This is a genomic window from Paracoccus sp. PAR01, assembly GCF_014851995.1.
Classification (GTDB): Bacteria; Pseudomonadota; Alphaproteobacteria; order Rhodobacterales; family Rhodobacteraceae; genus Paracoccus; species Paracoccus litorisediminis.
Window position 1 is genome coordinate 22,999 of the sequence record NZ_JACVAW010000022.1, and the last position, 23,545, is coordinate 46,543.

Consider the following 23,545-nt stretch of genomic DNA (forward strand, 5'->3'; position numbering starts at 1 on the left):
GGCTGGTACAGCACTGCCATACCAGCCTTGACGGCCCGGCAACAAGTCCGGCTCAGCCGACCAGAGCGAAGCTGTCGGTTTCCGGGCTGTATTCCAGCAGCGTGCCCTCGGCGATGTCGTGGATGACGCCATGCAGCGACAGGTTCCCAGCCTCCACATTCTCGCGGATGAAGGGGAAGGTCATCAGGTTTTCCAGCGAGATCAGCACCGCCTGCCGTTCCAGCTCGGCGACCTGATCGGCCTCGGGCAGTTCGCTGACACGCTGGTAACCGGGGCGCAGGATGTCCATCCAGCGACCGACAAAGCTGGTCTTTTCCTCAAGCTCGGGGGCGTGACCGGAACACATGGCATGGCAACCCGCGACACCGCCGCAACCGGTATGCCCCACGATCACCAGATGCGCGACCTTGAGCGCATTGACCGCGTACTCCACCGCCGCCGAGGTCCCGTGCTGCTGGCCGTCGGGCAGATAGGGCGGCACCAGATTGGCGATATTGCGGTGAATGAAGAACTCGCCCGTATCCGCGCCGAAGATCGAGGTGACATGCACCCGCGAATCGCAGCAGGCGATGACCATGGCACGCGGATGCTGCCCGCCTTCGGCAAGGCGGCGATACCAGCTGCGGTTTTCGTTGAATGCGGTGGCGCGCCAGCCCTGATAGCGCTGGACGAGGTAATGGGGCAGCGGTCGGGCCTGTTTCATGACATCCTCTTCTACCGTTTGGCACGTCATACAGCCCGAACCGATAAAGTTCGAGAGGTTTAGCCCGATCGTCTCAACCATTTCTTGATGGATTGATGACAGTTTGCCTGCCAGCGACAAGGCTGTTCCTGGTGGTTCGATGGTAAAGATAGCAAGGCTTTCGGTCGAAGAGCGCGTGACGATAGACCGGCGCAGGCTGGAAGGAATCGTCCAGGAACTGGGCGAAACCACCGCGTCCGAGGTGATCGGCGCGGCGTTGGAGCAGATGGCATTGGCCCTCAGCCGCACGCTGCTGGCAGTGGGACAGGGGGATCTGGCCGGGGTCGCGCGCGATGCGGACCGACTGTCGCGGTTGGCCTGGCAGATGGGGCTGGTCACGCTGGCTGGGGTGGCCATCGATGTCGGACGCTGCGCGGAGCATCGCGACGTTGCCGCTTTGGTCGCAACCTCGGCCCGGCTGATGCGGATCGGGAACCAGTCCCTGACCTGTGTCTGGGACCGGCCCGCGCCGGAATAGCCGAACGGGCTTGCGATGCGCTTCCCGCGCGTTACCTTGCCTAGCAAGACTAGGACCAAGGCCCATGCACATGCCCGAACTTCCCGAATTCGCCGCCCCCTCTGACGCCGCACTGCAGCTGTGGCTTGTCCGCCCCGGAACCGACGGGCCGGATCTGCCACCCGAGACCACGCCCGCCGCCGCCGCATGGGCCAAGGCGCAAGGATTTGCAGGAAAGGCCGGGCAGCTTTGCCTGCTGCCCACGCCTGACGGCGGCATCGCTGGCGCGCTTTACGGCATCGGCCCGCAGTCAAAGGGCCGCGACCGCTACCTGCTGGCCAAGGCCGCCGAATCTCTGCCCAAGGGCGACTGGTATCTGGCCAATCGGCCCGAGGGGCTGGACCTTGCCACCGGCGCGCTTGGCTGGCTGTTCGCGCAATACCGTTTCACCCGTTACCGCAAGGCCGAGGCCCCGGCGGCGCGGCTGGTCTGCCCCGAGGGCGTCGATCCGCAGCGTGTGCTGGCCTTGGCTGCGGGTGAATATCTGGCCCGTGACCTGATCAACACGCCCGCCTCGGATATGGGGCCGGAGGATCTGGAACGCACGGCCCGCGATCTGGCCGCCCGTCACGGGGCCACGGTCACCGTCATCGCCGGCGACGATCTGCTGGCGCAGAATTTCCCGATGATCCATGCCGTCGGACGGGCAGGCGCGCAGGCGCCGCGCTTGATCGACCTGCGCTTCCCCGGCGAAGGTCCGATGCTGACGCTGGTCGGCAAGGGGGTCTGCTTTGACACCGGCGGGCTGGACATCAAGCCGCCCTCGTCGATGGGGCTGATGAAAAAGGACATGGGCGGCGCGGCGAATGTGCTGGGCCTGTCCGAGACGCTGGCCCGGCTGGGCCTGACTGCGGGGATGCGGCTGCGCGTACTGATCCCGGCGGTCGAAAACGCCATTGCGGGCAATGCTTTCCGCCCCGGCGACATCCTGACCAGCCGCAAGGGCCTGACGGTCGAGGTGAACAATACCGATGCCGAGGGCCGTTTGGTTCTGGGCGACGCGCTGGCCCTTGCCGATGAGGAAGCGCCCGCACTGCTGATCTCGATGGCGACGCTGACCGGCGCGGCGCGGGTGGCACTGGGGCCGGACCTGCCGCCCTTCTTCTGCGACGATGACAGCGTGGCGCAAAGCGTTCATGATGCCGGGCGCGACCATGCCGATCCGGTCTGGCGCCTGCCCTTCTGGGAGCCCTATGAATCGATGATCGAGCCGGGCATCGCCGATCTGGACAATGCGCCCGGCGGCGGCTTCGCCGGGGCGATCACCGCCGCCCTGTTCCTGCGCCGCTTTACCGAAAAAGCCGGGAATTACATCCATTTCGACATCTATGGCTGGCAACCCAGCGCGGCTCCCGGTCGTCCCAAGGGTGGCGCGGGCCAGGGCATGCGCGCCATCCTGAACGCTCTGCCGGAGATCCTGAAATGACCGAGGCCATCCTGACCCGCCCCACCGATCGCCGCCTGACGCCCGCGACCGATCGCGTCGCGCTGGACAGTCTGCGCGGCGTGCTGGAGCGTCCGGCCTATGTGGCGGGTCGGCTGATGCGGCTGGCAGTGCCGCTGGCCGATCTGTGCCGCGCCCCGTCCGGTGCGCGCGACCGTCAGGTGAATTTCGGCGTCGATCTGCTGGTGGTGGACGAACAGGAAGGCTGGGCCTTTGTCCAGTCGCAAGCGGATGGCTATTGCGGCTGGCTGCGCACCGAAGCGCTTGGTCCGGCGGATCATCCGATCACGCATCGGGTCAGCGCCCCCGCGACCCATATCTACCCGGAAGCGAACATGAAACTGCGCGAAACCGGGATGCTGTCCATGGGCGCGCGTCTGTCGGTGACCGAAATCGACAAGGGCTTTGCCCGTCTGGCCGCGGGTGGCTGGGTACCGGCGCAGCATCTGACCCAGACCCCGGCCAGCGATCCGGCGGCGGTGGCGGAAACGCTGATCGGCACCCCCTATCTGTGGGGCGGCAACAGCCGTTCGGGGATCGATTGCTCGGGTCTGGCACAGGCTGCGCTCTCGGCTTGCGCCATTGCCTGCCCCGGCGACAGCGACATGCAGCAGGATGCCTTCCCGCTGGTTCAGGGCGATATCCGCCGCAATGACCTGCTGTTCTGGCCGGGCCATGTCGCGCTGGCGCTGGATGCCGACCGCATGATCCATGCCACGGCCTTCAGCATGAATGTCGTGATCGAGCCCATCCAATCGGCAATCGCGCGCATCGACGCGGCAGGTCAGGGGCCGTTCCGCGGTGCCCGTCGCCCGCCGCTTGAAGCAAGGGCAACCTTTCCCTAACCGGGCGAAAACAGCAAAGGGGGCGGCAATGGTGCATCTATGGGTTCGATCCGAAAGCCGCCCCAATGAACGGCGAGTCGGCATTACGCCCGAGGGTGTCGGCACCCTGATCGCGCAAGGCTTTCGCGTCACGGTCGAGGACAGTCCACATCGCATCCTGCCGACCCGCGACTATACCGCCGCGGGTACCGAGATCGCGCCCGAGGGCAGCTGGCCGGATGCCCCCGCCGACGCGATCATCTATGGCCTGAAAGAACTGCCGGAAACCGGCACACCCCTGCCGCATCGCCATATCATGTTCGGCCACGCCTATAAGGGGCAGCCCGCCGGACTGGAGTTGCTGCGCCGTTTCCGGGCCGGCGGCGGACAGCTTTATGATCTTGAATATCTGACCGGCCCCGACGGAAGGCGACTGGCGGCCTTTGGCTATTGGGCGGGTTTTGCCGGGGCGGCAGTGTCGCTGAAGGCTTGGGCAGCGCAGAAGCGCGGCGGCATCTGCGGGCCGGTCAGCACCTTTGCCTCGCAAACCGTGATGTGCGACGCGATCAGGGCCGAGATCGACGCAACCGGCCTGCCCCGGCCGCGCGCCATCGTGATTGGCGCGCTTGGTCGGGTCGGCAGCGGAGCCTCGGACCTGCTGACGCGGATGGGAGTCGCGGTCACGAAATGGGACATGGCCGAGACGGCAGGCGGCGGCCGCTATCCGCAGATCCTGATGCATGACCTGTTCATCAACTGCATTCTTGCCCAGCCCGGCGCGCCGGTCTTCATCGATCAGGATGCCTTGTCCCCGGCGCGGATTTTGTCGGTCATCGGCGATGTCGCCTGCGACCCGACCAGCGAATTCAACCCGATCAAGGTCTATGACCGGGTGACCGACTGGGCGCAGCCGGCCCTGCGTGTGGCCGATCCGCCGCTGGACGTCATGGCGATCGACAACCTGCCCTCGCTGCTACCGCTGGAAAGCTCGGTGGATTTCGCGGGTCAGATCCTGCCGGTTCTGGCGACGCTCGACCGCATCGATCAAGACGCATGGGGCCGGGCCGAGGCGTTGTTTCAGGACCATCTGGCCCGGCTCTGACGGAATCGTCAGGGAACGCCGCGCCGCGCATCGGGTTTGGCCATGAAGCCCTTGCGACGGAGCCTGACGATGAAACGCCGAAGCCTGATCGCCCTGCTGGCCGCCGTGGTGGCCGGTCCCGCATTTGCCCAGCAGATGAACAGCGCCCCACCCAATGCCGCCGGGCAGAGCCCCGCCTTTCAGGGCCAGACGCGCGCGCCGGAATTGCGGGACGGAGTTCACGTGAAACAGCAAAGCGTGGTTTCGGGGCTGGAGAACCCCTGGGGCATGGCGCTGTTGCCGGATGGCAGTTGGCTGATCACCGAAAAACCGGGCCGGATGCGGCTTTTCGCAGACGGCAAGCTGTCGGAACCGCTGGCCGGCCTGCCCAAGGTCGACACCCGTAAGCAGGGCGGCCTGCTGGATGTCGCCGTCGCCCCGGATTTCGCCCAGACCCACCGCATCTGGTGGAGCTTTGCCGAGACCCGCGAGGGCGGCAAGACCTCGACCTCGGTGGCGACCGGGACGCTTTCTGCCGATGGCACCAGGATCGAAGGGGCCAAGGTGATCTTCCGGCAGGAGCCGGCATGGGAATCGACCATGCATTACGGCTCTCGGCTGGTGTTCGACCAACAGGGCGGGCTGTTCGTGACGACGGGAGAGCGTTCGCTGCCAAAGGCCCGGCAACTGGCGCAGGACGTGAATACCCATCTGGGCAAGGTGCTGCGGATCGACCCGATGATCGGGCGCGGCCTCAGCGGCAATCCCTTTGCCAATGGCGGCGGCCAGCCCGAGATCTGGTCCTGGGGGCATCGCAACCTGCAGGCCGCAGCGCTGGACGCCGAGGGTCGGCTATGGACGGTGGAACACGGCCCCAAGGGCGGGGATGAGCTGAACATGCCGCTGGCGGGTCGCAATTACGGCTGGCCGATCATCACCTATGGCGAGGATTACAGCGGAAAAGCCATCGGCAAGGGCATCACCCAGCGCGAGGGGATGGAACAGCCGGTCTATTACTGGGACCCGGTGATCGCCCCCAGCGGCATGGCCTTTTACGATGGCGCGATGTTTCCCGAAATGCAGGGCAACGCGCTGATCGGCGGCTTGCAGGCCAAGGCACTGGTCCGGTTGCAGATCAAGGACGGCCATGTCATCGGCGAACAGCATCTGGCGCAGGGCATCGGGCGGGTGCGCGATGTGGCCATTGCCCCGGATGGCGCAATCATGGTGCTGACCGATGCCGAGGATGGGGCGCTGATCCGGTTGTCGCGCTGATCAGACCGGGTGGTGCAGGTCGTCCTCGGCCTCTTCGGGGGAAATCCCCAGCGCCTCCATCCCGGCTTCAAGATAATCGGCCAATTGCGGCTCACCCATCAGGTAAGTCTCGGTGGGCGAGCGGTTCTCGACCTTGGCGGTGTGGATCGCCTCGGCCAGATCCTCGGCACCGAACGTGTCGCGCCCGATCCACATCACCGCGACCAGGCTGGCCTTTTCGTCGTCATTCAGGCTGGCGATGAATTCCGACAGCTCAGTTTCCGTACCCCGCCCGGTCCGCTGGCCGCTATGCGCCCAAGCGTTGACCCCGCTGTCATATTCGCGGGCGCGGATGATGACATGGGCGATCTTGGCGGGGCTGATCTCGAGCATGGAGAAGTCTCCTTTGCGCAAGTGTCGCGCCGCGGCGCGTTCAGGTCAACTAGCGCCCGAACAGCCGTTCGATATCCGACAGCTTCAGCTCGATCCATGTCGGACGGCCATGGTTGCACTGGCCCGATTTCGGCGTGCGCTCCATCTCGCGCAGCAGGGCGTTCATCTCATCCCCGGACATCCGCCGCCCCGAACGGACCGAGCCGTGGCAGGCCATCGAGGACAGCACCGCATCGACCCGCGACCGCAACCGATCTGATGCGCCCTGCTCGGCCAGATCGTCCAGAATATCGCGGATCAGCGCGGGCGCATTGATGCGCGCAATCATCGCAGGCACCTCGCGCACCGCAATGGCACCGCCACCGAAGGGTTCGATCACCAGCCCAAGTGCGGCCAGCTCATCGGCGATGGACAGGATCTGCTGGGCATCGGCGTCAGACAGCTCGACGATTTCCGGGATCAGCAGGGCTTGGCTGGCGATGCCCTTGGCCTCGGCCTGCGCCTTCAGCCGCTCATAGACCAGCCGCTCATGCGCGGCATGCTGATCGACGATGACGATGCCGTCGGCGGTCTGGGCGATGATCCAGTTTTCATGCAATTGCGCGCGGGCCGCGCCCAAAGGCGCATCGGGTTCAACCACGGTTTCAGGCTCGACCCTTGCCGTCGGCGTTTCGGCGAATCCGGGTGCCTGAAAGGCAAGGCTGGCCGCGATGGCTTGCGTCGAGGGGCGCGGCGCGGACCGATAATCGGCCTGATAGGCGCGCGGGACCGCTTCCGGTTCGGGCCGCGCAACCGACAGCGCCGCCGTCGCGACCGTGGTCGAGGACCGATGCCCTGCCCCCGCCAGCGCGTGTCGCAGGGCGCTGACCACCAACCCACGCGCGATATCGGGTTCGCGGAAGCGCACCTCGGCCTTGGCTGGGTGGACATTCACATCGACCATATGCGGATCGCAGGTCACGAACAGCACCGCCGCCGGATGCCGCCCCGAGGCCAGAACATCCATGTAACCTGCCCGCAGCGCCCCGGTCAGCAGCTTGTCGCGGACCGGGCGGCCATTGACGAACAGATGCTGCGCCACCGCCGCGCCGCGCGAATAGGTCGGCAGCGCCGCGAAGCCGGTCAGGGTGATACCGTCGCGGGTCGCGTCGATGGGCAGGGCATTGTCGATGAACTCGCGCCCCATGATCCGGGTCAGCCGGGTCTGCAACGCATCGAACAGCTCACCCTGTTCGGCATCGGCGCGGAACAGGGTGCGGCCTTCATCCTCATCGGTCAGGGTGAAGCCGACATAGGGCTCGGCCATGGCAAGGCGGCGGATGACTTCGGCCACGGCCTGCGTTTCCGCCCGGTCGGTGCGCAGGAATTTCAGCCGTGCCGGGGTGGCAAAGAACAGGTCGCGCAGTTCCACGACCGTGCCGCGATTGCCGGCGGCGGGCTTGACCGGGGTGATACGCCCGCCGACAACGCCGATTTGCGCCCCGTCAAAGCCCTGCGCGCGGCTGGAAATCGTCAGCCGACCGACAGCGCCAAGGCTGGGCAGGGCCTCGCCACGAAAACCGAAGCTGCGGATGTCCAACAGGTCGCTGCCGTCGATCTTGCTGGTGGCATGGCGCGACAGCGCCAGCGGCAGATCCTCGGCGGTCATGCCGCAGCCGTCATCACTGACCCGGATCAGCCCCTTGCCGCCTTTCGAGATCGCAATCCCGATCCGGCGCGCGCCCGCGTCCAGCGCGTTCTCGACCAGTTCCTTGACTGCCGAGGCCGGACGCTCGACCACCTCGCCCGCCGCGATGCGGTTGGCGGCGGATTCGTCCAGTTGCCGGATGATGGGGCGCATGTTGGGGGCATGGGAATTCATGCCCCCAGATTTAGCATTTCCTGCCTGCATGGGAAAGGATTCGTCAGTTCGAAGCCTGAATACCCTGCGGCCTGCCGACCAGAACAAAGCGGATCTGGTTTGAATCCAGCAGACGCTTGGCGACGCGCTGGACATCCTCGGCGGTGACCTTCTCGATCTGGGCGTTACGGGTGTTGACGTAATCGGCGGGCAGGCCGATCAACTGCATCCCGGCCAGAATGCCCGCGATCTTGCCATTGCCGTTGAAGCGCAGGGGATATTCGCCGGTCAGGTAGGTCTTGGCGTCGGTCAGTTCCTTCTCGGTCACCAGAGTCTCACCGAAACGGTCCCATTCCTGCCGGATCAGACCGACGGCCTCGGCGACCTTTTCATTGGCGCTGGCCATGCCGCCAGCCCATGTCTCGCCATAGACGCCATTCGAGAGGCCCGTGCCCACGCCATAAGTCAGCCCGCGCTTTTCGCGGATCTGATCCATCAGCCGCGAGGAGAACCCGCCGCCGCCCAGAATGTGATCGGCGACGAAGGCCGCGAAATAATCGGGGTCCGACATCGGCAGGCCGGGCTGGGCAAAGCTGACCACGGTCTGCGGGCTGTCCCAGTCGATCACGGTGACGCCGCCGGTCAGTTTCAGCTGCGCCTTTTCCGGCAGCGGGGCCGTGCCCGTTTCGGGCAGGTCGCCAAGGATCTTGTCGATCAGCTTGCCCAGATCCTCGGCATTGATGTCGCCTGCCGCCGCGACGACGACACGGTCGCGCGCCAGAACGCGGTTTTTGGCGTCGATCAGATCGTCGCGGGTCAGGGCCGTGACCGATTCCGCCGTGCCGTTGACCGAGGTCGCATAGGGGTGATCGCCCCAGGACAGCTTGGCCATTTCCTTGCTGGCGATCGAATTCGGGTCAGTCGCCTCGCTCATGATCACCGATTGCACCTGCGCGCGCACGCGCTCGACCGCATCAGCGTCAAAACGCGGCTCGGCCAGCGCCTGACGCAGCAATTCGGCGGCCTGATCACGATTCTCGGTCAGGGCGCGACTGCTGACGACCAGCGCGTCATCGCTGACATCGAAGCGGTTCGATGCGCCCAAGGCCTCGATCGCCTCGGCATATTGGACCGAGTCCATCTGCCCCGAGCCTTCCTCCAGCAGCGCAGTCATCAGGTTGATCGCGCCGCGTTTTTCCGGCGCATCAAGGCTGGCCCCGCCCTTGAACATCAGCGAAAGCGCGGTGAAGGGGATCGAGTGATCCTCGACCAGCCATGCCTTGATCCCACCCGGAGAGGTGATCTGCTGGATATCGATGGCGCGGGCGGGCAAGGCCGCCAGCGCGACAAAGGCGAATGTGGCAAGCGCGCGGATCATTGGACGACCTCGGTATTGGCGGCATCAGTCGGGACAGGTTGGGCGGCAGCCTCGGCAGCGGGTCCGGGGGCGGCATTGGCGGGGGCCGCTTCGGGCAGCAGCCACGCGGTCACACTGCCCCGGCTTTCCAGCACCAGCTTCGCGGCCTCGCGGATGTCCTCGGCGGTGACGGCACCCAGAACATCGGGCCAGTCGTTCACATCCTCGACCGTCAGCCCGACCGACAGGCCCTGCCCGTAATCATAGGCCCGGCCATGTGCCGAATCCTGGGCATAGATGCGCGAGGCCCGGATCTGGGTCTTGACCCGCTCCAGCTGCGCCGCATCCGGCCCGTCCTGCAGGAATTTCGCCAGCGCCCCGTCCAGCGCCGCCTCGGCATCGGCATTGCTGGTGCCAGGCGCGGGAACCAGCGAGATGCCAAAGGTGGTCGGGTCCACGGTCAGCCCATCATAGGAGGCATCGACGTAAAGCGCCTTGCCGGTCAGCACCAGATCACGCGCCAGAACCGAGGTCTGCGCCGATCCGGCAAGCAATTCGGCCAGCACGCTCAGCGCGGCGGCCTGTTTCTGATCACCGGCATTGCGTTCGGGTGCAAGCACAGTGCGGATCAGCACCGGCTGGGGCACGCGCGGATCGCTGCGCTCCATGCGGCGGTCGGCACGCTGATCGGGCTCCTGCGGGCGGGGCTTGCGGGTGCTGTCCGCCTTGGGCGCGATCGGGCCGTAATATTTCTCGGCCAGTTCCTTGGCCTTTTCGGCGGTGACATCGCCCGCGATGATCAGCACCGCGTCATTCGGGGCATAATGCGCGTCATACCATGCAATGGCGTCGTCGCGGGTCAGCCCCTCCATTTCCTGCCGCCAGCCGATAACCGGGCGGCGATAGGGATGGTTGTAGAACTGGACGGCGCTGCGCTCCTCGCCGAATTGCGCGCCGGGATCGCTGTCGGTGCGCTGCGAGCGTTCCTCAAGGACCACCTGGCGTTCGGCTTTCCAGTCGTCCTCGCCGATCTTCAGATTGGCCATCCGGTCGGATTCCATCTCCATGACCAGCGGCAAGCGATCAGCGGCGATGCGCTGGAAATAGGCGGTGTAGTCATAACTGGTAAAGGCATTGTCCATGCCGCCATTGGCGGTCACGGTCTTGGACAATTCCCCCGGACCCAGCTTGTCCGTGCCCTTGAACATCAGGTGCTCAAGGTAATGTGCGATGCCCGATTTGCCGGGCTGTTCATCGGCCGAGCCGATCTTGTACCACAGCATCTGCACGACGACCGGGGCGCGGTGATCCTCGATCACCACAGCCTCAAGGCCGTTATCCAGTTTGAAATGGCTGATTCCCTTGGGCATTTCGGCCAGCGCGGGGGTCGCGGCCAACAGCGCCAGTGCAAGGGGCGAGAGGCGCTTGAGGATAGTCATGGGCAGGCTCCGGTTCCGGGTCGCTGCCAGAAACTGCCCTGTGAGGGCCCGCCGCGCAAGTCAGCAGGCCGTCATCATGCCGTGATCGGGACTGCGCCCTTAGTCCCGCAGCAGGCGATCCGCCGATTCCTGCGCCTCGGGCGGCAGGCCGCCGGTTTCGATGATCGGGGGGGCAGCGGGCAGCAGCACGCCGGTCGGACGCCAGCGCTCCTGCTCGGCCCAGCTGTCCAGCGTCATCGGCTCATAGGCGCGGTAATAGACATCGGTGCGGGCAAGGATTTCCAGCGCGCGGCGCGAATTGCGGCTGCGCCATTCGTAATCTTCCTTGGCGGTGGTGATGCGGATCGCGGGATCGCGACCAAAGCGCGAGGCGTGGTTGACCAGCGCCCCGTCCGCCGCACCGATACCCTGCTGCGACAGCGCTGCGGGATTGCCGCCAAGCGCCGCGACCGCATCGGCCTCGGGGGTGGGATCGGTGATGTTCGTACCGCCCGGCGTCGGCGAGGGCAGCACGTTCAGATCCGTCGGCATCGACAACGGCTTGGTCGGAAGGATGGCGAATTCATCCGGGCTGGAACGGCCCGTGCTGGTATTCATCAGCTGCGGATCACTGCTGCAGGCGGCCAGCCCCAGCAAGGTCATTGTCACCGCGATCGCCCGCATGTCCCGTCCCTCACATTCTTCTGGCGCTGTTCTTAGCGTGAATTGCCGCCCTCGTCACGGGGCTTGTCGCCCCCTGCCGGATCGTCCAGCGAGAGCTCGCCCTGAGCGGCGCGGCTGGGCGGCTTGGTCGTGGCCCGCGTTACCGGTTTGGCGGCGGCGGGCGGTTTTGCGGCGCCCGACCGCGCGGGCTCGCGTCGTTTCGCCGGGCTGGATTTCGCCTCGGGGGGCTGCAGAACCAACCCCAGCGCGCCGATAAAGATCGCGATATCGGCGACGTTGAAGCTGTAGGGATTCTGCCAGCCGGGCAGCGACATGTTCAGAAAATCCGCGACCGCGCCATACATCAGCCGGTCGATCACGTTCCCCAATGCGCCGCCGATCAGGAACCCGGCCGAGATCTGCGCCAACCGCGAGGGATTGGCGCGCAGGACCCATGCCCCGACCCAGACACAGACCGCGACGGCAATCGCGATCAGCACCCAGCGCATCACGTCGACGTCGCTGGAGAACAGGCCGAAATTCATGCCCTGATTCCAGGCCATGCGCAGGTTCAGCCAAGGCGGCAGCACGTCGATCTCGCGCACGCGGTCCAGCTGCAGCAGATGCACGACCAGGTATTTCAGCGCCTGGTCCAGCACAAAGATGATCGCCGCGACCAGCGCCACGCGGCGCCAGACCGGCGTGTTGGGCGCCCGGTTCCGGGCGCCGGCCTTGCGCGGAGCCGTCAGCGCCTTCCGCGGCTTGGGGGTCGCGGGCTGCATCGCCATCAGTGACGGAAATGCCGCTGGCCGGTGAAGACCATGGCCAGACCCAGACGGTCGGCGGCCTCGATCACCTCGGCATCACGCATCGAGCCGCCCGGCTGGATCACCGCCTTGGCGCCAGCGGCGGCCAAAGCCTCGATCCCGTCGGCGAAGGGGAAGAACGCGTCCGAGGACACTGCCGATCCGATGGTCAGCGGCTGGTCCAGACCCAGCGCCTCGGCCATGTCCTCGGATTTACGCTTGCCGATGCGGGTCGAATCGACCCGGCTCATCTGGCCCGCGCCCACGCCGACGGTCGCACCGTCCTTGACATAGACGATGGCGTTCGACTTGACGTGTTTGGCGACGGTCCATGCAAACAGCAGGTCGTCCAGTTCCTCAGCCGAGGGCTGGCGTTTGGTTACGACCTTCAGGTCCTCGCGCTTGACGTGGCCATTGTCGCGGCCCTGCACAAGGAAGCCGCCCGCCACCTGACGGAACGAGGTCCCTGCGGCGGTCGGATCGGGCAGGCCGCCGGTGGTCAGCAGGCGCAGGTTTTTCTTCGCGGCAAAGATTTCGCGGGCTTCCTCGGTCGCGTCGGGGGCGATGACGACCTCGGTGAAGATCTCGGTGATGGCGCGGGCGGTTTCAGCGTCCAGCGTGCAGTTCAGCGCGACGATGCCGCCAAAGGCCGAGGTCCGGTCGCAATCATAGGCCCGGCGATAGGCCTCGACGGCAGTGGTGCCACGGGCAACGCCGCAGGGATTGGCGTGCTTGATGATCGCGACAGCCGGGCCACCCGCCGGGTCAAACTCCGCGACCAGCTCGAAGGCCGCGTCGGTGTCGTTGATGTTGTTGTAGGACAGTTCCTTGCCCTGCCATTGCTTGGCAGTAGCAACGCCCGGACGGTCCGAGCCATCCTTGTAGAAGGCCGCCGACTGGTGCGGGTTCTCGCCATAGCGCAGGGTTTGGGCCAGTTCGCCCGAGAAGCTGCGGCGGCGCGGGGTCGCCTCGCCAATGGCCTGCGCCATCCACGCGGACACGGCCGCGTCATAGGCGGCGGTGCGGGCATAGGCGATCTGCGCCTGACGCTGACGGAAAACGTAGCTGGTGGTGTCGTCATTGCCGTCAAGCTCGGCCAGCACGGCGGCATAGTCCTGAACGTCGACGACGACGGTGACGAAGGCGTGGTTCTTGGACGCGGCACGGATCATCGCCGGGCCACCAATGTCGATATTCTCGATGCAATCGTCGTAATCGGCGCCCTTGGCGACGGTTTCCTCGAAGGGATACAGGTTGACGACCAGCAGGTCGATCATGCCGATGCCATGCGAATTGGCGGCGGCCATGTGTTCGGCATTGTCGCGCAGCGCCAGCAGGCCACCATGCACGACCGGATGCAGCGTCTTGACGCGGCCGTCCATCATCTCGGGGAAGCCGGTGACCTGCGCCACGTCGATCACCGACAGGCCCGCCTCGCGCAGTGCCTTGGCGGTGCCGCCGGTGGAAAGCAGCTCGACGCCGCGCGACGCAAGCGCGCGGGCAAAGTCGATCAGGCCAGTCTTGTCGGAAACGGAAATCAGCGCGCGTTTCAGCGGAATGCGGTCGGTCATCGGTGGGGCCCCGTCATGGATCGCGAATTTGCCCCGTCACCTAGCGCCGGAACGCGCCAAGGTCCAGCCGATCTGAATGGCACGGCCCTGCAATCGCGCGGTAAGCACGATCTGGCGCGAAGGCCGAGGCTCGGCAAGGCCGCGATCCAGCAGGCAACTGGCCTCCAGCCGGACCTGTCCGACGCCATCATGGCTGAACTGCCAATGTTCGCCCGTGGGCAGGGTTAGGTCGATCACCTGGCCCTGCTGGCGGGCCTCGATATCGGGATGCAGGTGGAAGCGGATGTCGAATCCCAGACCCTCGGGCGGGCGAGCACGGTCCAGTTGCGACTGGGCGCTGGCATCCAGCGCGGCCAGCGAATCCTCGCCCTGCAGGGCCACCCCGTCGGGGGCCAGCCACAATTCGCGCAGATGGGTCAGCCCGTGGCTGTCGAGCCAGCCGTCATGGCCGGACAACAGATGCGCAGGTTCGGTCGAATGGGCAGGGCCGCAATCGGGCGGGGTCAGATTCCCCAGCGCGTCGCAATCGCCCGCCCAGACCAGCGCCGGACGCTCGGTCAGGATGTCGGGCTCGCCCTCCTGCCGGTTGGGGTTCAGCCGGGATGAGGACAGCCCTTCGAGGCAAAGGGCAGAATGGCAGGGCGTCGCGCGGCTGGCCTTGGCCCAAAGCGGCCCGAATCCGTCGCCGGGACCCGAATTCACGATCAGCGGCTGGCGGGCCACGGTCAGCTCAAACGCGAGCGTTGATGCATGCGCCCGCACCTCCGCCGGTCCGCCGGGCGGAGGGGCCGCGTCCAGAATCAGCGTCGTCCGCCCCCGCGCCATGCGGGCAAAACCCATGGCCAGCCCATGCACCGGCAGCGCCGCACCCTCGGCCGCGCGCAGGCAGCGGTCCAGACGGCCGGCAGCGCCGCGCCCGCCGCCATGAAAGCTGGGCAGCGACCCGTCGGCATGGCGCAGGCTGCGCAGGATCGGGGCAATCTCGGCAATGATCGCGCGCAGCTCGGCGGGCGATTCCAGCCCGGCTTCGTCCGCGACCTCCTGCGCCCAGACCAGCAGCGCCATCGCCTCAAGCAGGGTTTCCGGCGCGCGCGATTCCGACAGGGTGGCGACGCCCATCGCATCGGCTTCCTCGGCCAAGGCGATCAGCGCAGGACGGGCGACGGCCTGACGGTCACGCAAGGACATCGCCCCGATCGCCAGCCCGGCCAGCGCCTCAAGCCGGGGCAGCCCATCGGTGCAGTCATACCAGGTCGCGCGCAGATGGGTCAGGTGCTGGTCCAACGAGCGGAAATAGGGCTCGGCCCCGTCGCGGTCGAGGCCGTGCAGGATCATCCCGGCATGAAAGATCCAGTGCAGCACCCGCCGCCCGGCGATCGCAGGCGTCCATTCCGGCGCATCGGCATGTGGAACCCGGTGGCGCTTCAGCCAATGCAGCACGTGATGCTGCGCGACCGAGCGCGCCCGCGGCGAGCCGACCGCCGCCAGATCATCCAGCCAGCCAAAGCCGTGCAATTCCGCCGCAACCGAGGCGGGCATGTCATTGTCCAGAAACTCGCCGGTCAGCGTCAGGCCGCCCAGATGCAGCTTGCCCTCGATGATCTGCTCACCACGGCCGGAATGGCCGATGGCCTTAGGCTCGGGCCGGCGCAGGAAACCCCTTGGGGAAGGCGTGTCGTTCATGGGTGCCGCTGTTGCTGGAACCCGACAAGCTTAGGACTTCACACCGGATTTTCGCAAGCGCGCGATGAAGAATCCGTCCATACCGCCGCGTTCCGGCCACAGGTCGGGCCGCAGGCGCAAGGCCCCGCTTTCGGTCAGCCAGTCGGGCTCGACTCCGGGCGCGGTGGCGGGCTCGACCGTCAGATCGGGATGGCGGGCAAGGGTGGCGGTCAGTTGCTCCTCGCCCTCGGCGGGATGCAGCGAGCAGGTGGCAAAGACCAGCCGCCCGCCGGGTTTCAGCAGGCTCAGCGCATGGTCGATCAGCCGGGCCTGCAGGTCGGCCAGTTCGGCAATGGCGCTGCCGTCGCGGATCAGCGGCAGTTCCGGGTGGCGGCGAATGGTGCCGGTGGCGGAACAGGGAGCGTCCAGCAGCACCGCGTCCAAAGGCGCATCGGGCCGCCACTCCAGCGCATCGGCGGCGACCAGCTTGGCCGACAGGCCACAGCGGGCCAGGTTTTCGGCCACGCGGGCCAGCCGGGATTCGGAAATGTCCAGCGCGATGACCTCGGCCCCGGCGGCGGCCAGTTGCATGGTCTTGCCCCCCGGAGCGGCGCAAAGATCGGCGATGCGTTCGCCCGGTTGCGGGTCGAGGACCCGCACGGCCATGGCGGCGGCCGCATCCTGCACCCACCAGTCGCCACTGTCGTAACCTTCAAGCGCGCTGACCTGCGTGCCCGAAGGCAGCCGGAACGATCCGGTCGGCAGCGCCTCGCCGGGTGCATCCCCGGCTTTCGCGGTCAGGTCCAAGGGTGCGCCCGCCTCATGCGCGGCCTCGATGGCGCGGGTCACGTCGCGGCCCCATGCGGCAGCGACCGGGGCACGCAGCCAATCGGGCATCTTCTGCGGCGGCAATTTCGCCCATGCGTCCTGAGCCGCAGCCGCCTTGCGCAGCACGGCATTGACCATGCCCGCTGCCGCCTGCCCCTTGCCGCTAAGCCCACGGCACAGCGTCACTGCGGCATTGACCGCGCCATGCGGCGCCTCGCCCAAGGCCAGCATCTCGACCGTGGCCAGTCGCAGGATGCGGCGAATGTCGGGGCGGGGCTTGCGCGCCAGCATCGGCTCCAGCAACGCATCGGCGCGCCAACCACGGCGCAGGACCTCCAGCGCCAGCCGGCGGGCGCGGGCGCGGTCGGCGGGGGGCAGCCGCTCGATCAGGGCCCCAGCCTCGTCCAGGGTCGCGCCGTCCTCGACCGCGGCCAGCAGCTTCAGCGCGCCCTGCCGGGCGGCGTCGCCGCGTTCCATTTTGCGCGTCTTGTCCATTCGCGTCCCCTTGCCTAGATTGCGCAGGTCTAGCGTGATGCAGGGAAAACCGCCATGACCGACCGCAAGGATCTGCCGCCCGCCGCCATTCGCGCCCTCGCCGAAGCCGAGGAGCGCCGCCGCAATGCCGCGCCTGTCGACCTGCCGGTCGAGCTGGGAGGCCGAGACGGCCCCGAGCCGGTGCGCTACGGCGATTACGAGAAGAAAGGCATCTGCGTCGACTTCTGACGCCGCTTCACAAGCGTTGGCGATTCCGTGATCGCCTGCGCGCCGGTCGTTTACTTGCCATTGGGGTTCGCGGACTAGACAGTCTGCAAGAAAGAACCGCGAGGAACGGCAGATGAGCTTTGGTGACGGGATGTCGAAATGGGTGGCCCAAAAGCTTGTTGCGGGGCTGCTTGTTTCGGGGCTGGCGCTGACGCCCGCATGGGCGCAGCAGCGGGGCGGCCGTGGCCCGCAAGGCCCGACCGAGGTCGGCGTCATGACCACCACCGAAGAGGAAGTCCCCTACACCGTCACCCTGCCCGGCCGCGCCATCGCCTATCAGCAGACAACGATCCGCCCGCAGGTCGGCGGCGAAATCCTTGAAGTCACCTATGATCCCGGCCGCCCGGTCAAGACCGGCGACGTGCTGTTCCGCATCGATCCCGAGACCCTTGCCGCAGCACTCGCCGCCGCCGAAGCCAGCGTCGCCGGGGCCGAGGCCAGCCTGACCGAGGCCCAGAATACCGTCACCCGCTACCGCAGGCTGGAGGGTTCCGGCGTTTCGGCCGTCGATCGCGCCGCCGCCGAGGTCGCGCTGAAACAGGCCGAGGCCGCGCTGAAGGCCGCCGAGGCCGCCCGCGATTCCGCCAAGCTGTCACTGGACCGCACCCGGATCACCAGCCCCATCGACGGGTTGGCCGACGTGTCGGGGATCTCGGTCGGCGATCTGGTCACCGCGAACCAGTCCGAGGCGCTGACCACCGTCACCCAGCTTGACCCGATCTATGTCGATGTCTCGCAATCCAGCGCCAGCATCCTGCGCAATCGCGCCAAGTTCGACGCGGGGGAACTGATCCGCAACCGCGAGGTGCAGGCGCATCTGACGCTGGAAACCGGCGACGAATATCAGGGCGAGGGCCGCATCGTCAGCCCCGGCATCAAAGTGTCGCCCACCACCGGGACCGTGCCGATCCGCCTGCAATTCGACAATCCCGACCACATGATCCTGCCCGGCCAGTTCCTGCGCGTCGAGGTGACCTTGGGCTCGACCCGCGCGGTGCTGGTGCCGCAGCGCGCGACCAAGCGCGCTTCGGACGGTACGCTGACCGCCTATGTCGTGCGCGACGGCAAGGCCCAGCAGATCACGCTGAGCGAGCAGGGCAGCTACCGCAACAGCTGGATCGTGACGCAGGGCGTCAGTCCCGGCGAAAATCTGGTTCTGGACGGGTTGGACAACCTGCGCGCCGGGGCCGAGGTCAAGGCCGTTCCCGTGCGCATCGACGAACAGGGCGTGGTGCGCGAGATCGCCGCTGATGGCGACAAGGCATCCGATCAGGCCGCCGATAAAGCTGCGGATAAAGCTCCTGCGCAGGACAAGCCGGCGGGCAGCAACTGATGGCGCGTTTCTTCATTCACCGCCCGGTCTTCGCATGGGTTCTGGCCATCGTGACCATGCTGATCGGCGGCTGGTCGCTGCTGGGACTGCCGGTCTCGCAATATCCCGACATTGCACCGACGACGATCCGTATCACCGCCAACTATTCCGGCGCGACGGCTCGGGCCGTCCAGAATTCGGTCACCACACCGATCGAGGATGCGCTGACTGGGTTGGACGGGTTGATCTACACCGTGTCGACCTCATCGCAGGGGCGTTCCGCGATCACCCTGACCTTTGACGACAGCGCCGACCCAGTCGATGCGCTGAACGAGGTGCAGTCCAAGGTCCGCTCGGTCGAAAGCCGCCTGCCCTCGCCGGTGCAGCGCGACGGGGTGTCTGTGTCGCGGTCGTCCTCGTCGATCCTGATGGTCGGCTCGCTGGTCTCGACCAGGGGTGAGCACTCGACGATTGAGCTGGGCAACCTGCTGGAACAGGTGGTCGAGGGCCCGGTAAAGCGGACCGAAGGCGTGGGCGGGGTCAACGTCTTTGGCTCGGGATATGCGATGCGGATCTGGATGGACCCGCTGCGGCTGGCGCAATTCCAGCTGACGCCGACCGACATCACCAGCGCCGTATCGGAACAGAACAGCACCGTGTCCGTGGGCGATCTGGGCAGCCAGCCGACCGTTCGGGGCCAGCAATTCACCGCCACAATCACCGCGCAAAGCCAACTGACCTCGATCGACGATTTCCGCAATATCCTGCTGAAGACCGGCGAGGATGGCGCGGCGGTCCGCTTGGGCGACGTGGCCGAGATCGAGATCGGCCAGGTCAGCTATGGCCGCGACTCCCGCTATAACGGCATGAACGCCTCGGGGTTCGCGGTGAACCTTGCGACCGGGGCCAATGCCGTCGAGACCGCGAATGCCGTGCGCGCGACGCTTGACGGGCTGAAGAACGCCCTGCCCGAGGGGGTCGAGGTCCATATCGCCTATGACACCGCGCCGTTCGTCGAACTGTCGATCGAGAAGGTGTATCACACCCTGCTGGAAGCCATCGTTCTGGTGTTTCTGGTGATCCTGCTGTTCCTGCAGAACTGGCGCGCGACGCTGATCCCGATCATCGCCATTCCGGTAGTCTTGCTGGGCACCTTCGGGATGCTGGCGGCCTTGGGATATTCGGTCAATACACTGACCATGTTCGCCATGGTTCTGGCCATCGGCCTGCTGGTCGATGACGCCATCGTCGTCGTCGAAAACGTCGAGCGGGTCATGGCCGAGGAAGGCCTTGGCCCGGTCGAGGCCACCGAAAAGAGCATGGGCCAGATCAGCGGCGCGCTGATCGGCATCGCGCTGGTCCTGTCGGCGGTGTTCCTGCCGATGGGCTTCATGGCCGGTTCGACCGGTGTGATCTATCGGCAATTCTCGGTCACGATCATCACCGCCATGGTGCTGTCGCTGCTGGTCGCGCTGATCCTGACCCCCGCCATGTGCGCCAGCCTGTTGCGCCAAGCCCATGGCGAGGCGCGCTTTGCGCCCGCACGCTGGTTCAACGCAGGCTTCGACCGGGTGACGCGCGGCTATTCCGCCACCGTCCGGCGCAGCCTGCGGCGACCCTTCCTGATGCTGCTGGTGCTGGCCGCGATCAGCTATGGCGCGTTCGATCTGTTCAACCGCATGACCACCACCTTCATCCCGACCGAGGATCAGGGCGTGCTGCAATCGCGCATCACCCTGACCGAAGGCTCGACCGCGCAGCAGACCGCCGCCGTCGTGCAAGAGATCGAGGATTATATGCGAACCGAGGAGAAGGACGCCGTCGAATCGGTCTTTGTCGCCATGGGCTTTGGCTATGCCGGTACGGCACAGAATCAGGCGATGATCTTTGTGAAGCTGCGCGATTTCGACCTGCGCGGCGACAGCCAACTGGCTGCGGCCAAGGTCGCGCAGCGGGCCAATGCGCATTTCTCGGGGCACCGGGCGGGACGCATCTTCTTTATGCAGCCGCCAGCGATCCCGCGTCTGGGCAACTCTTCCGGCTTCACCTTCTACCTGATGGACCAGTCCGGAGGCGGGGTCGAGGCGCTGACCGCCGCCGCCGACCTGCTGGAGCAGAACGCCAGGAATGACGCGCGGGTGCAGAATACCGAAAGCGGTGGGGCCGAGGATGAGGCCGCGCTACGCATCGATATCGACCAGCAAAAGGCGGAAAGCCTTGGCGTATCCGTCCCGGCGGTGAACTCGATGCTGGCGACGATCTTTGCCGGGGATGAGGTGAATGACTTCGCCCTTGGTGCGCAGCTGCGCCCGGTGATCGTGCAGGCCCGCGCCGAAAACCGCATGCAGCCCGAGGATGTGAACAGCTGGTATGCCCGCAATTCGAACGGAGAGATGGTGCCCTTCAGCGCCTTCATGACCGTGCGCTGGGAACCGGTCGAGCCGCGCCTGTCCCGCATCGACGGCATCGACGCCATCGCCATCGAGGGGCAACCCGCGCCGGGCGTCAGCTCGGGCACGGCGATGGACGCGATGGAGGAGCTGGTGGCAGCCCTGCCCGGCGGCTACGGGCTGGCATGGACCGACCTGTCCTATCAGGAACGTCAGGCGGGCAATCAGGCACCCTTCCTGTTCGCGCTTTCGGCGCTGGTCGTGTTCCTGTCGCTGGCCGCCCTTTACGAAAGCTGGTCGATCCCGTTTTCGGTCATGCTGGCGGTTCCGGTGGGGGTGCTGGGCGCGGTGATCGCCGCGCTGACACTGGGGCAGGCCAATGACGTCTATTTCAAGGTCGGCATCCTCACCACCATCGGGCTTGCGGCGAAAAACGCCATCCTGATCGTCGAATTTGCGCGTGAGTTGCAGGACAAGGGCCGCACAGCCGTCGACGCGGCGACCGAGGCCGCGCGCCAGCGCCTGCGGCCGATCCTGATGACCTCGCTGGCCTTCATCCTTGGCGTGCTGCCTTTGGCCATTGCCAAGGGCGCGGGGGCGGGGGCGCAGAACTCGATCGGGATCGGGGTGATGGGCGGGATGATCTCGGCCACCTTCCTTGGCATCTTCATGGTACCCGCCTTCTACGTTACCGTACGCTGGCTGACCGACCTGCGGCGCAAGAAGGAACAGGTGACATGAACGAACATCCCAGACTGACCTCGCTTGCGCATGGCGGCGGCTGCGGCTGCAAGCTGGCGCCCTCGGTCTTGCGCGAATTGCTGGCGGGCCAGCCGGTGGCGCAGGCCTTCCCGCAGCTGCTGGTCGGGACCGAGACCTCGGACGATGCGGCAGTCTGGCAGGTCGACGACAATACCTGCGTCATCGCCACCACCGACTTCTTCATGCCGATGGTCGATGATCCGCGCGATTTCGGCCGCATTGCTGCGACGAATGCGATTTCCGACATCTACGCCATGGGCGGACGACCGATCATGGCGCTGGCGATCCTTGGCATGCCCATCGACAAGCTGCCCCCCGAACAGATCCGCCAGATCCTTGAGGGCGGACGCGAGATCTGCGCCGAGGCAGGTATCCCCGTCGCCGGCGGCCATTCCATCGACGCGCCCGAGCCGATCTATGGCCTGGCGGTGATCGGGCTGTGCCACCCGTCCGAGCTGCGCCGCAATGCCGATGCGCGCCCCGGCGATGCGCTGATCCTCACCAAGGGGTTGGGGGTCGGCATCTACTCTGCCGCGATCAAGAAAGGTGGGCTGGATGCCGAGGGCCTGGCCGAGATGGTCGCCAGCACCACCACGCTGAACCGGGTCGGCAGCGATCTGGCCAAGCGCGACGATGTCCATGCCATCACCGACGTGACCGGCTTTGGCATTCTGGGACACGGGTTGGAAATCGCACGCGGCTCCGGTCTGCGGCTGCGCATCGATCTGGCCAGCCTGCCGTTGCTGACGCGAGCATCCGAACTGGCGCAGGCGGGGTTCTTTACCGGTGCCTCGACCCGGAACTGGGCGGCTTATGGGTCGGAAGTGCTGCTGCCCGAAGGGCTACCCGACTGGCAGCGCGCGTTGCTGACCGATCCGCAGACCTCGGGCGGGCTGCTGGTCGCCTGCGCGCCCGAAGCCGCCGAAACGGTCCTGCAGATGATCCGCGCGGCAGGCTTCCCGCTGGCCGCGATCATCGGTCACGCCGAAGAAGGCAGCGCGGGCATCACCGTCGCCTGAAGTCCTTTCGGGGGAACGCCCGGCGCTGTCCGGGCGTTCGGTCGGATCACGTGAAGGGATCAGACCATGAGACGCCTTTACCTGCCCCGACTGATCGGCCTTGGCCTTGCCGCTGCATTGACCCTGCCCGTCTTCGCCCAAACCACGCCGACCCCTGCGCCTCCCGCTGAGCGGCAGGCGACGCTCGAACCCGGGGATTGCCCGCCCGCCGCCGCCATGGCCGAGCCCGCTACACCCGACGCGGCGACCGCCGACGGCACCGCGCCATCGAACGCTGGTTCAACCGGCTGGAGTGGCGGGACAGGCGGGTCGATGATCGGCACCAACCCGCAGGGCGCGACACGTCACACCAAGACATGGCAATCGCCGACCGCACGGGGGCTGGACCTGAAGGGCCGCCCGGAACCCGCACCGGTCTGCTGATTTTTTGCTGGTTTCCGATCAGGCCCGCGCCGGGTTCGCCGTGATCACGCCCTTTTTCAGGATCATGTTCGCGTAAAGCCGGGTGTCGTGGCACTGCAGGATAGCAAAGCTGTTGCGGGCGAATTCATAGAATCCGAAACGATCGATCGACTGCAATGCCGACCCGGCACGCTCGATGATCGGGATGGTTTCGGCAATCGCCTCGGGCACCGCGTCGGGATCATCCACGACCTGCATCGAGGTCGCGGCGGCTGGCACGAACGTGTCGAGGGGCATCAAGTTCGTGATGACCGTCACGGCCTGCGGAAGCCTGAGGCCAATGGTCAGGACCTTGTCGTAGGGCAGATGCCGGGCGACGCTCGCCGCGGGAAAATTGACGTCAACAATTGCCAACTCGTCGCCATGACCCATTTGCGCCATGACATACAGCAACTCGGGCGAGATCGTCGAATGGATCCCCTTGAGCATCTTACCCCT

General features: G+C 66.5%; 21 protein-coding genes. 10 read left to right on the plus strand and 11 right to left on the minus strand.

The features are described 5' to 3' along the window. Positions 1-52: 52 nt before the first annotated feature. Positions 53-703, minus strand: coding sequence for a carbonic anhydrase (locus IB235_RS21150; RefSeq protein ID WP_155039003.1), 651 nt, complete (start codon positions 701-703; stop codon positions 53-55). A gap of 139 nt (positions 704-842) precedes the next feature. Between IB235_RS21150 and IB235_RS21155 the strand changes: the two genes are divergently transcribed. From IB235_RS21155 to IB235_RS21175, 5 genes are all read left to right on the plus strand, one after another. After that, positions 843-1,220 (plus strand): hypothetical protein, encoded by a 378-nt coding sequence (locus tag IB235_RS21155; RefSeq protein ID WP_155039004.1) that lies wholly within the window; start codon positions 843-845, stop codon positions 1,218-1,220. 70 nt (positions 1,221-1,290) lie between these two features. Next, positions 1,291-2,685, plus strand: a complete 1,395-nt coding sequence (locus tag IB235_RS21160; RefSeq protein WP_192338413.1) for a M17 family metallopeptidase — start codon at positions 1,291-1,293, stop codon at positions 2,683-2,685. Beyond that, positions 2,682-3,548: a C40 family peptidase gene (locus tag IB235_RS21165; protein ID WP_192338414.1), complete on the plus strand. Its 867-nt coding sequence runs from the start codon at positions 2,682-2,684 to the stop codon at positions 3,546-3,548. Before IB235_RS21160 ends, IB235_RS21165 begins: the two co-directional genes overlap by 4 nt. Before the next feature lie 28 nt (positions 3,549-3,576). After that, the gene (locus IB235_RS21170) at positions 3,577-4,629 is read left to right on the plus strand and encodes a saccharopine dehydrogenase (protein ID WP_192338415.1); all 1,053 of its coding nucleotides are present in this window, start codon (positions 3,577-3,579) and stop codon (positions 4,627-4,629) included. A gap of 69 nt (positions 4,630-4,698) precedes the next feature. Then, the gene (locus tag IB235_RS21175; RefSeq protein WP_225612514.1) at positions 4,699-5,883 is read left to right on the plus strand and encodes a PQQ-dependent sugar dehydrogenase; all 1,185 of its coding nucleotides are present in this window, start codon (positions 4,699-4,701) and stop codon (positions 5,881-5,883) included. Here the strand turns inward: IB235_RS21175 and IB235_RS21180 are convergent, their stop codons facing one another. The 9 genes from IB235_RS21180 to IB235_RS21220 form a co-directional block, all read right to left on the minus strand. Then, positions 5,884-6,255 carry a DUF3775 domain-containing protein gene (locus IB235_RS21180; RefSeq protein WP_155039008.1) on the minus strand — a complete coding sequence of 124 codons (372 nt, stop codon included), beginning with the start codon at positions 6,253-6,255 and terminating at the stop codon, positions 5,884-5,886. A 49-nt stretch (positions 6,256-6,304) separates the two neighbouring features. Continuing rightward, positions 6,305-8,116, minus strand: a complete 1,812-nt coding sequence (gene mutL / locus IB235_RS21185) for a DNA mismatch repair endonuclease MutL (protein ID WP_192338417.1) — start codon at positions 8,114-8,116, stop codon at positions 6,305-6,307. Positions 8,117-8,159: 43 nt separating this feature from the next. Beyond that, a complete protein-coding gene (locus IB235_RS21190) occupies positions 8,160-9,473 on the minus strand; it encodes a pitrilysin family protein (protein WP_192338418.1) in 1,314 nt (437 codons plus the stop codon). Continuing rightward, positions 9,470-10,891 carry a pitrilysin family protein gene (locus tag IB235_RS21195; RefSeq protein ID WP_192338419.1) on the minus strand — a complete coding sequence of 474 codons (1,422 nt, stop codon included), beginning with the start codon at positions 10,889-10,891 and terminating at the stop codon, positions 9,470-9,472. The genes IB235_RS21190 and IB235_RS21195 overlap by 4 nt, the downstream gene beginning before the upstream one ends. A gap of 99 nt (positions 10,892-10,990) precedes the next feature. Next, positions 10,991-11,554 (minus strand): DUF3035 domain-containing protein, encoded by a 564-nt coding sequence (locus IB235_RS21200; RefSeq protein ID WP_155039012.1) that lies wholly within the window; start codon positions 11,552-11,554, stop codon positions 10,991-10,993. 32 nt (positions 11,555-11,586) lie between these two features. Next, entirely contained in the window at positions 11,587-12,321 is a 735-nt protein-coding gene (gene lspA, locus IB235_RS21205; RefSeq protein ID WP_225612515.1) for a signal peptidase II, read from the minus strand. Then, on the minus strand, positions 12,321-13,910 hold the full coding sequence (gene purH / locus IB235_RS21210) for a bifunctional phosphoribosylaminoimidazolecarboxamide formyltransferase/IMP cyclohydrolase (protein WP_192338420.1): 1,590 nt from the start codon (positions 13,908-13,910) through the stop codon (positions 12,321-12,323). The genes lspA and purH overlap by 1 nt, the downstream gene beginning before the upstream one ends. Positions 13,911-13,946: 36 nt before the next feature. Then, positions 13,947-15,593: a heparinase II/III family protein gene (locus IB235_RS21215; protein ID WP_192338421.1), complete on the minus strand. Its 1,647-nt coding sequence runs from the start codon at positions 15,591-15,593 to the stop codon at positions 13,947-13,949. Between the two features lie 30 nt (positions 15,594-15,623). Further along, positions 15,624-16,895, minus strand: coding sequence for an RsmB/NOP family class I SAM-dependent RNA methyltransferase (locus IB235_RS21220; protein WP_192338422.1), 1,272 nt, complete (start codon positions 16,893-16,895; stop codon positions 15,624-15,626). Positions 16,896-16,949: 54 nt separating this feature from the next. Here IB235_RS21220 and IB235_RS21225 point away from each other — a divergent pair, with 54 nt between their 5' ends. From IB235_RS21225 to IB235_RS21245, 5 genes are all read left to right on the plus strand, one after another. Beyond that, complete coding sequence (locus tag IB235_RS21225; protein WP_155039017.1) at positions 16,950-17,123, plus strand: DUF1674 domain-containing protein; 174 nt, start codon at positions 16,950-16,952, stop codon at positions 17,121-17,123. Between the two features lie 112 nt (positions 17,124-17,235). Further along, positions 17,236-18,495 (plus strand): efflux RND transporter periplasmic adaptor subunit, encoded by a 1,260-nt coding sequence (locus tag IB235_RS21230; protein WP_192338423.1) that lies wholly within the window; start codon positions 17,236-17,238, stop codon positions 18,493-18,495. Beyond that, complete coding sequence (locus tag IB235_RS21235) at positions 18,495-21,605, plus strand: efflux RND transporter permease subunit (RefSeq protein ID WP_192338424.1); 3,111 nt, start codon at positions 18,495-18,497, stop codon at positions 21,603-21,605. The genes IB235_RS21230 and IB235_RS21235 overlap by 1 nt, the downstream gene beginning before the upstream one ends. Beyond that, positions 21,602-22,645: a selenide, water dikinase SelD gene (gene selD / locus IB235_RS21240; protein ID WP_192338425.1), complete on the plus strand. Its 1,044-nt coding sequence runs from the start codon at positions 21,602-21,604 to the stop codon at positions 22,643-22,645. The genes IB235_RS21235 and selD overlap by 4 nt, the downstream gene beginning before the upstream one ends. 66 nt (positions 22,646-22,711) lie before the next feature. Further along, on the plus strand, positions 22,712-23,068 hold the full coding sequence (locus tag IB235_RS21245) for a hypothetical protein (RefSeq protein WP_192338426.1): 357 nt from the start codon (positions 22,712-22,714) through the stop codon (positions 23,066-23,068). A gap of 18 nt (positions 23,069-23,086) precedes the next feature. Here IB235_RS21245 and IB235_RS21250 read toward each other — a convergent pair whose 3' ends face one another. Then, entirely contained in the window at positions 23,087-23,536 is a 450-nt protein-coding gene (locus IB235_RS21250; RefSeq protein ID WP_155039022.1) for an RbsD/FucU family protein, read from the minus strand. Between the last annotated feature and the right edge of the window lie 9 nt (positions 23,537-23,545).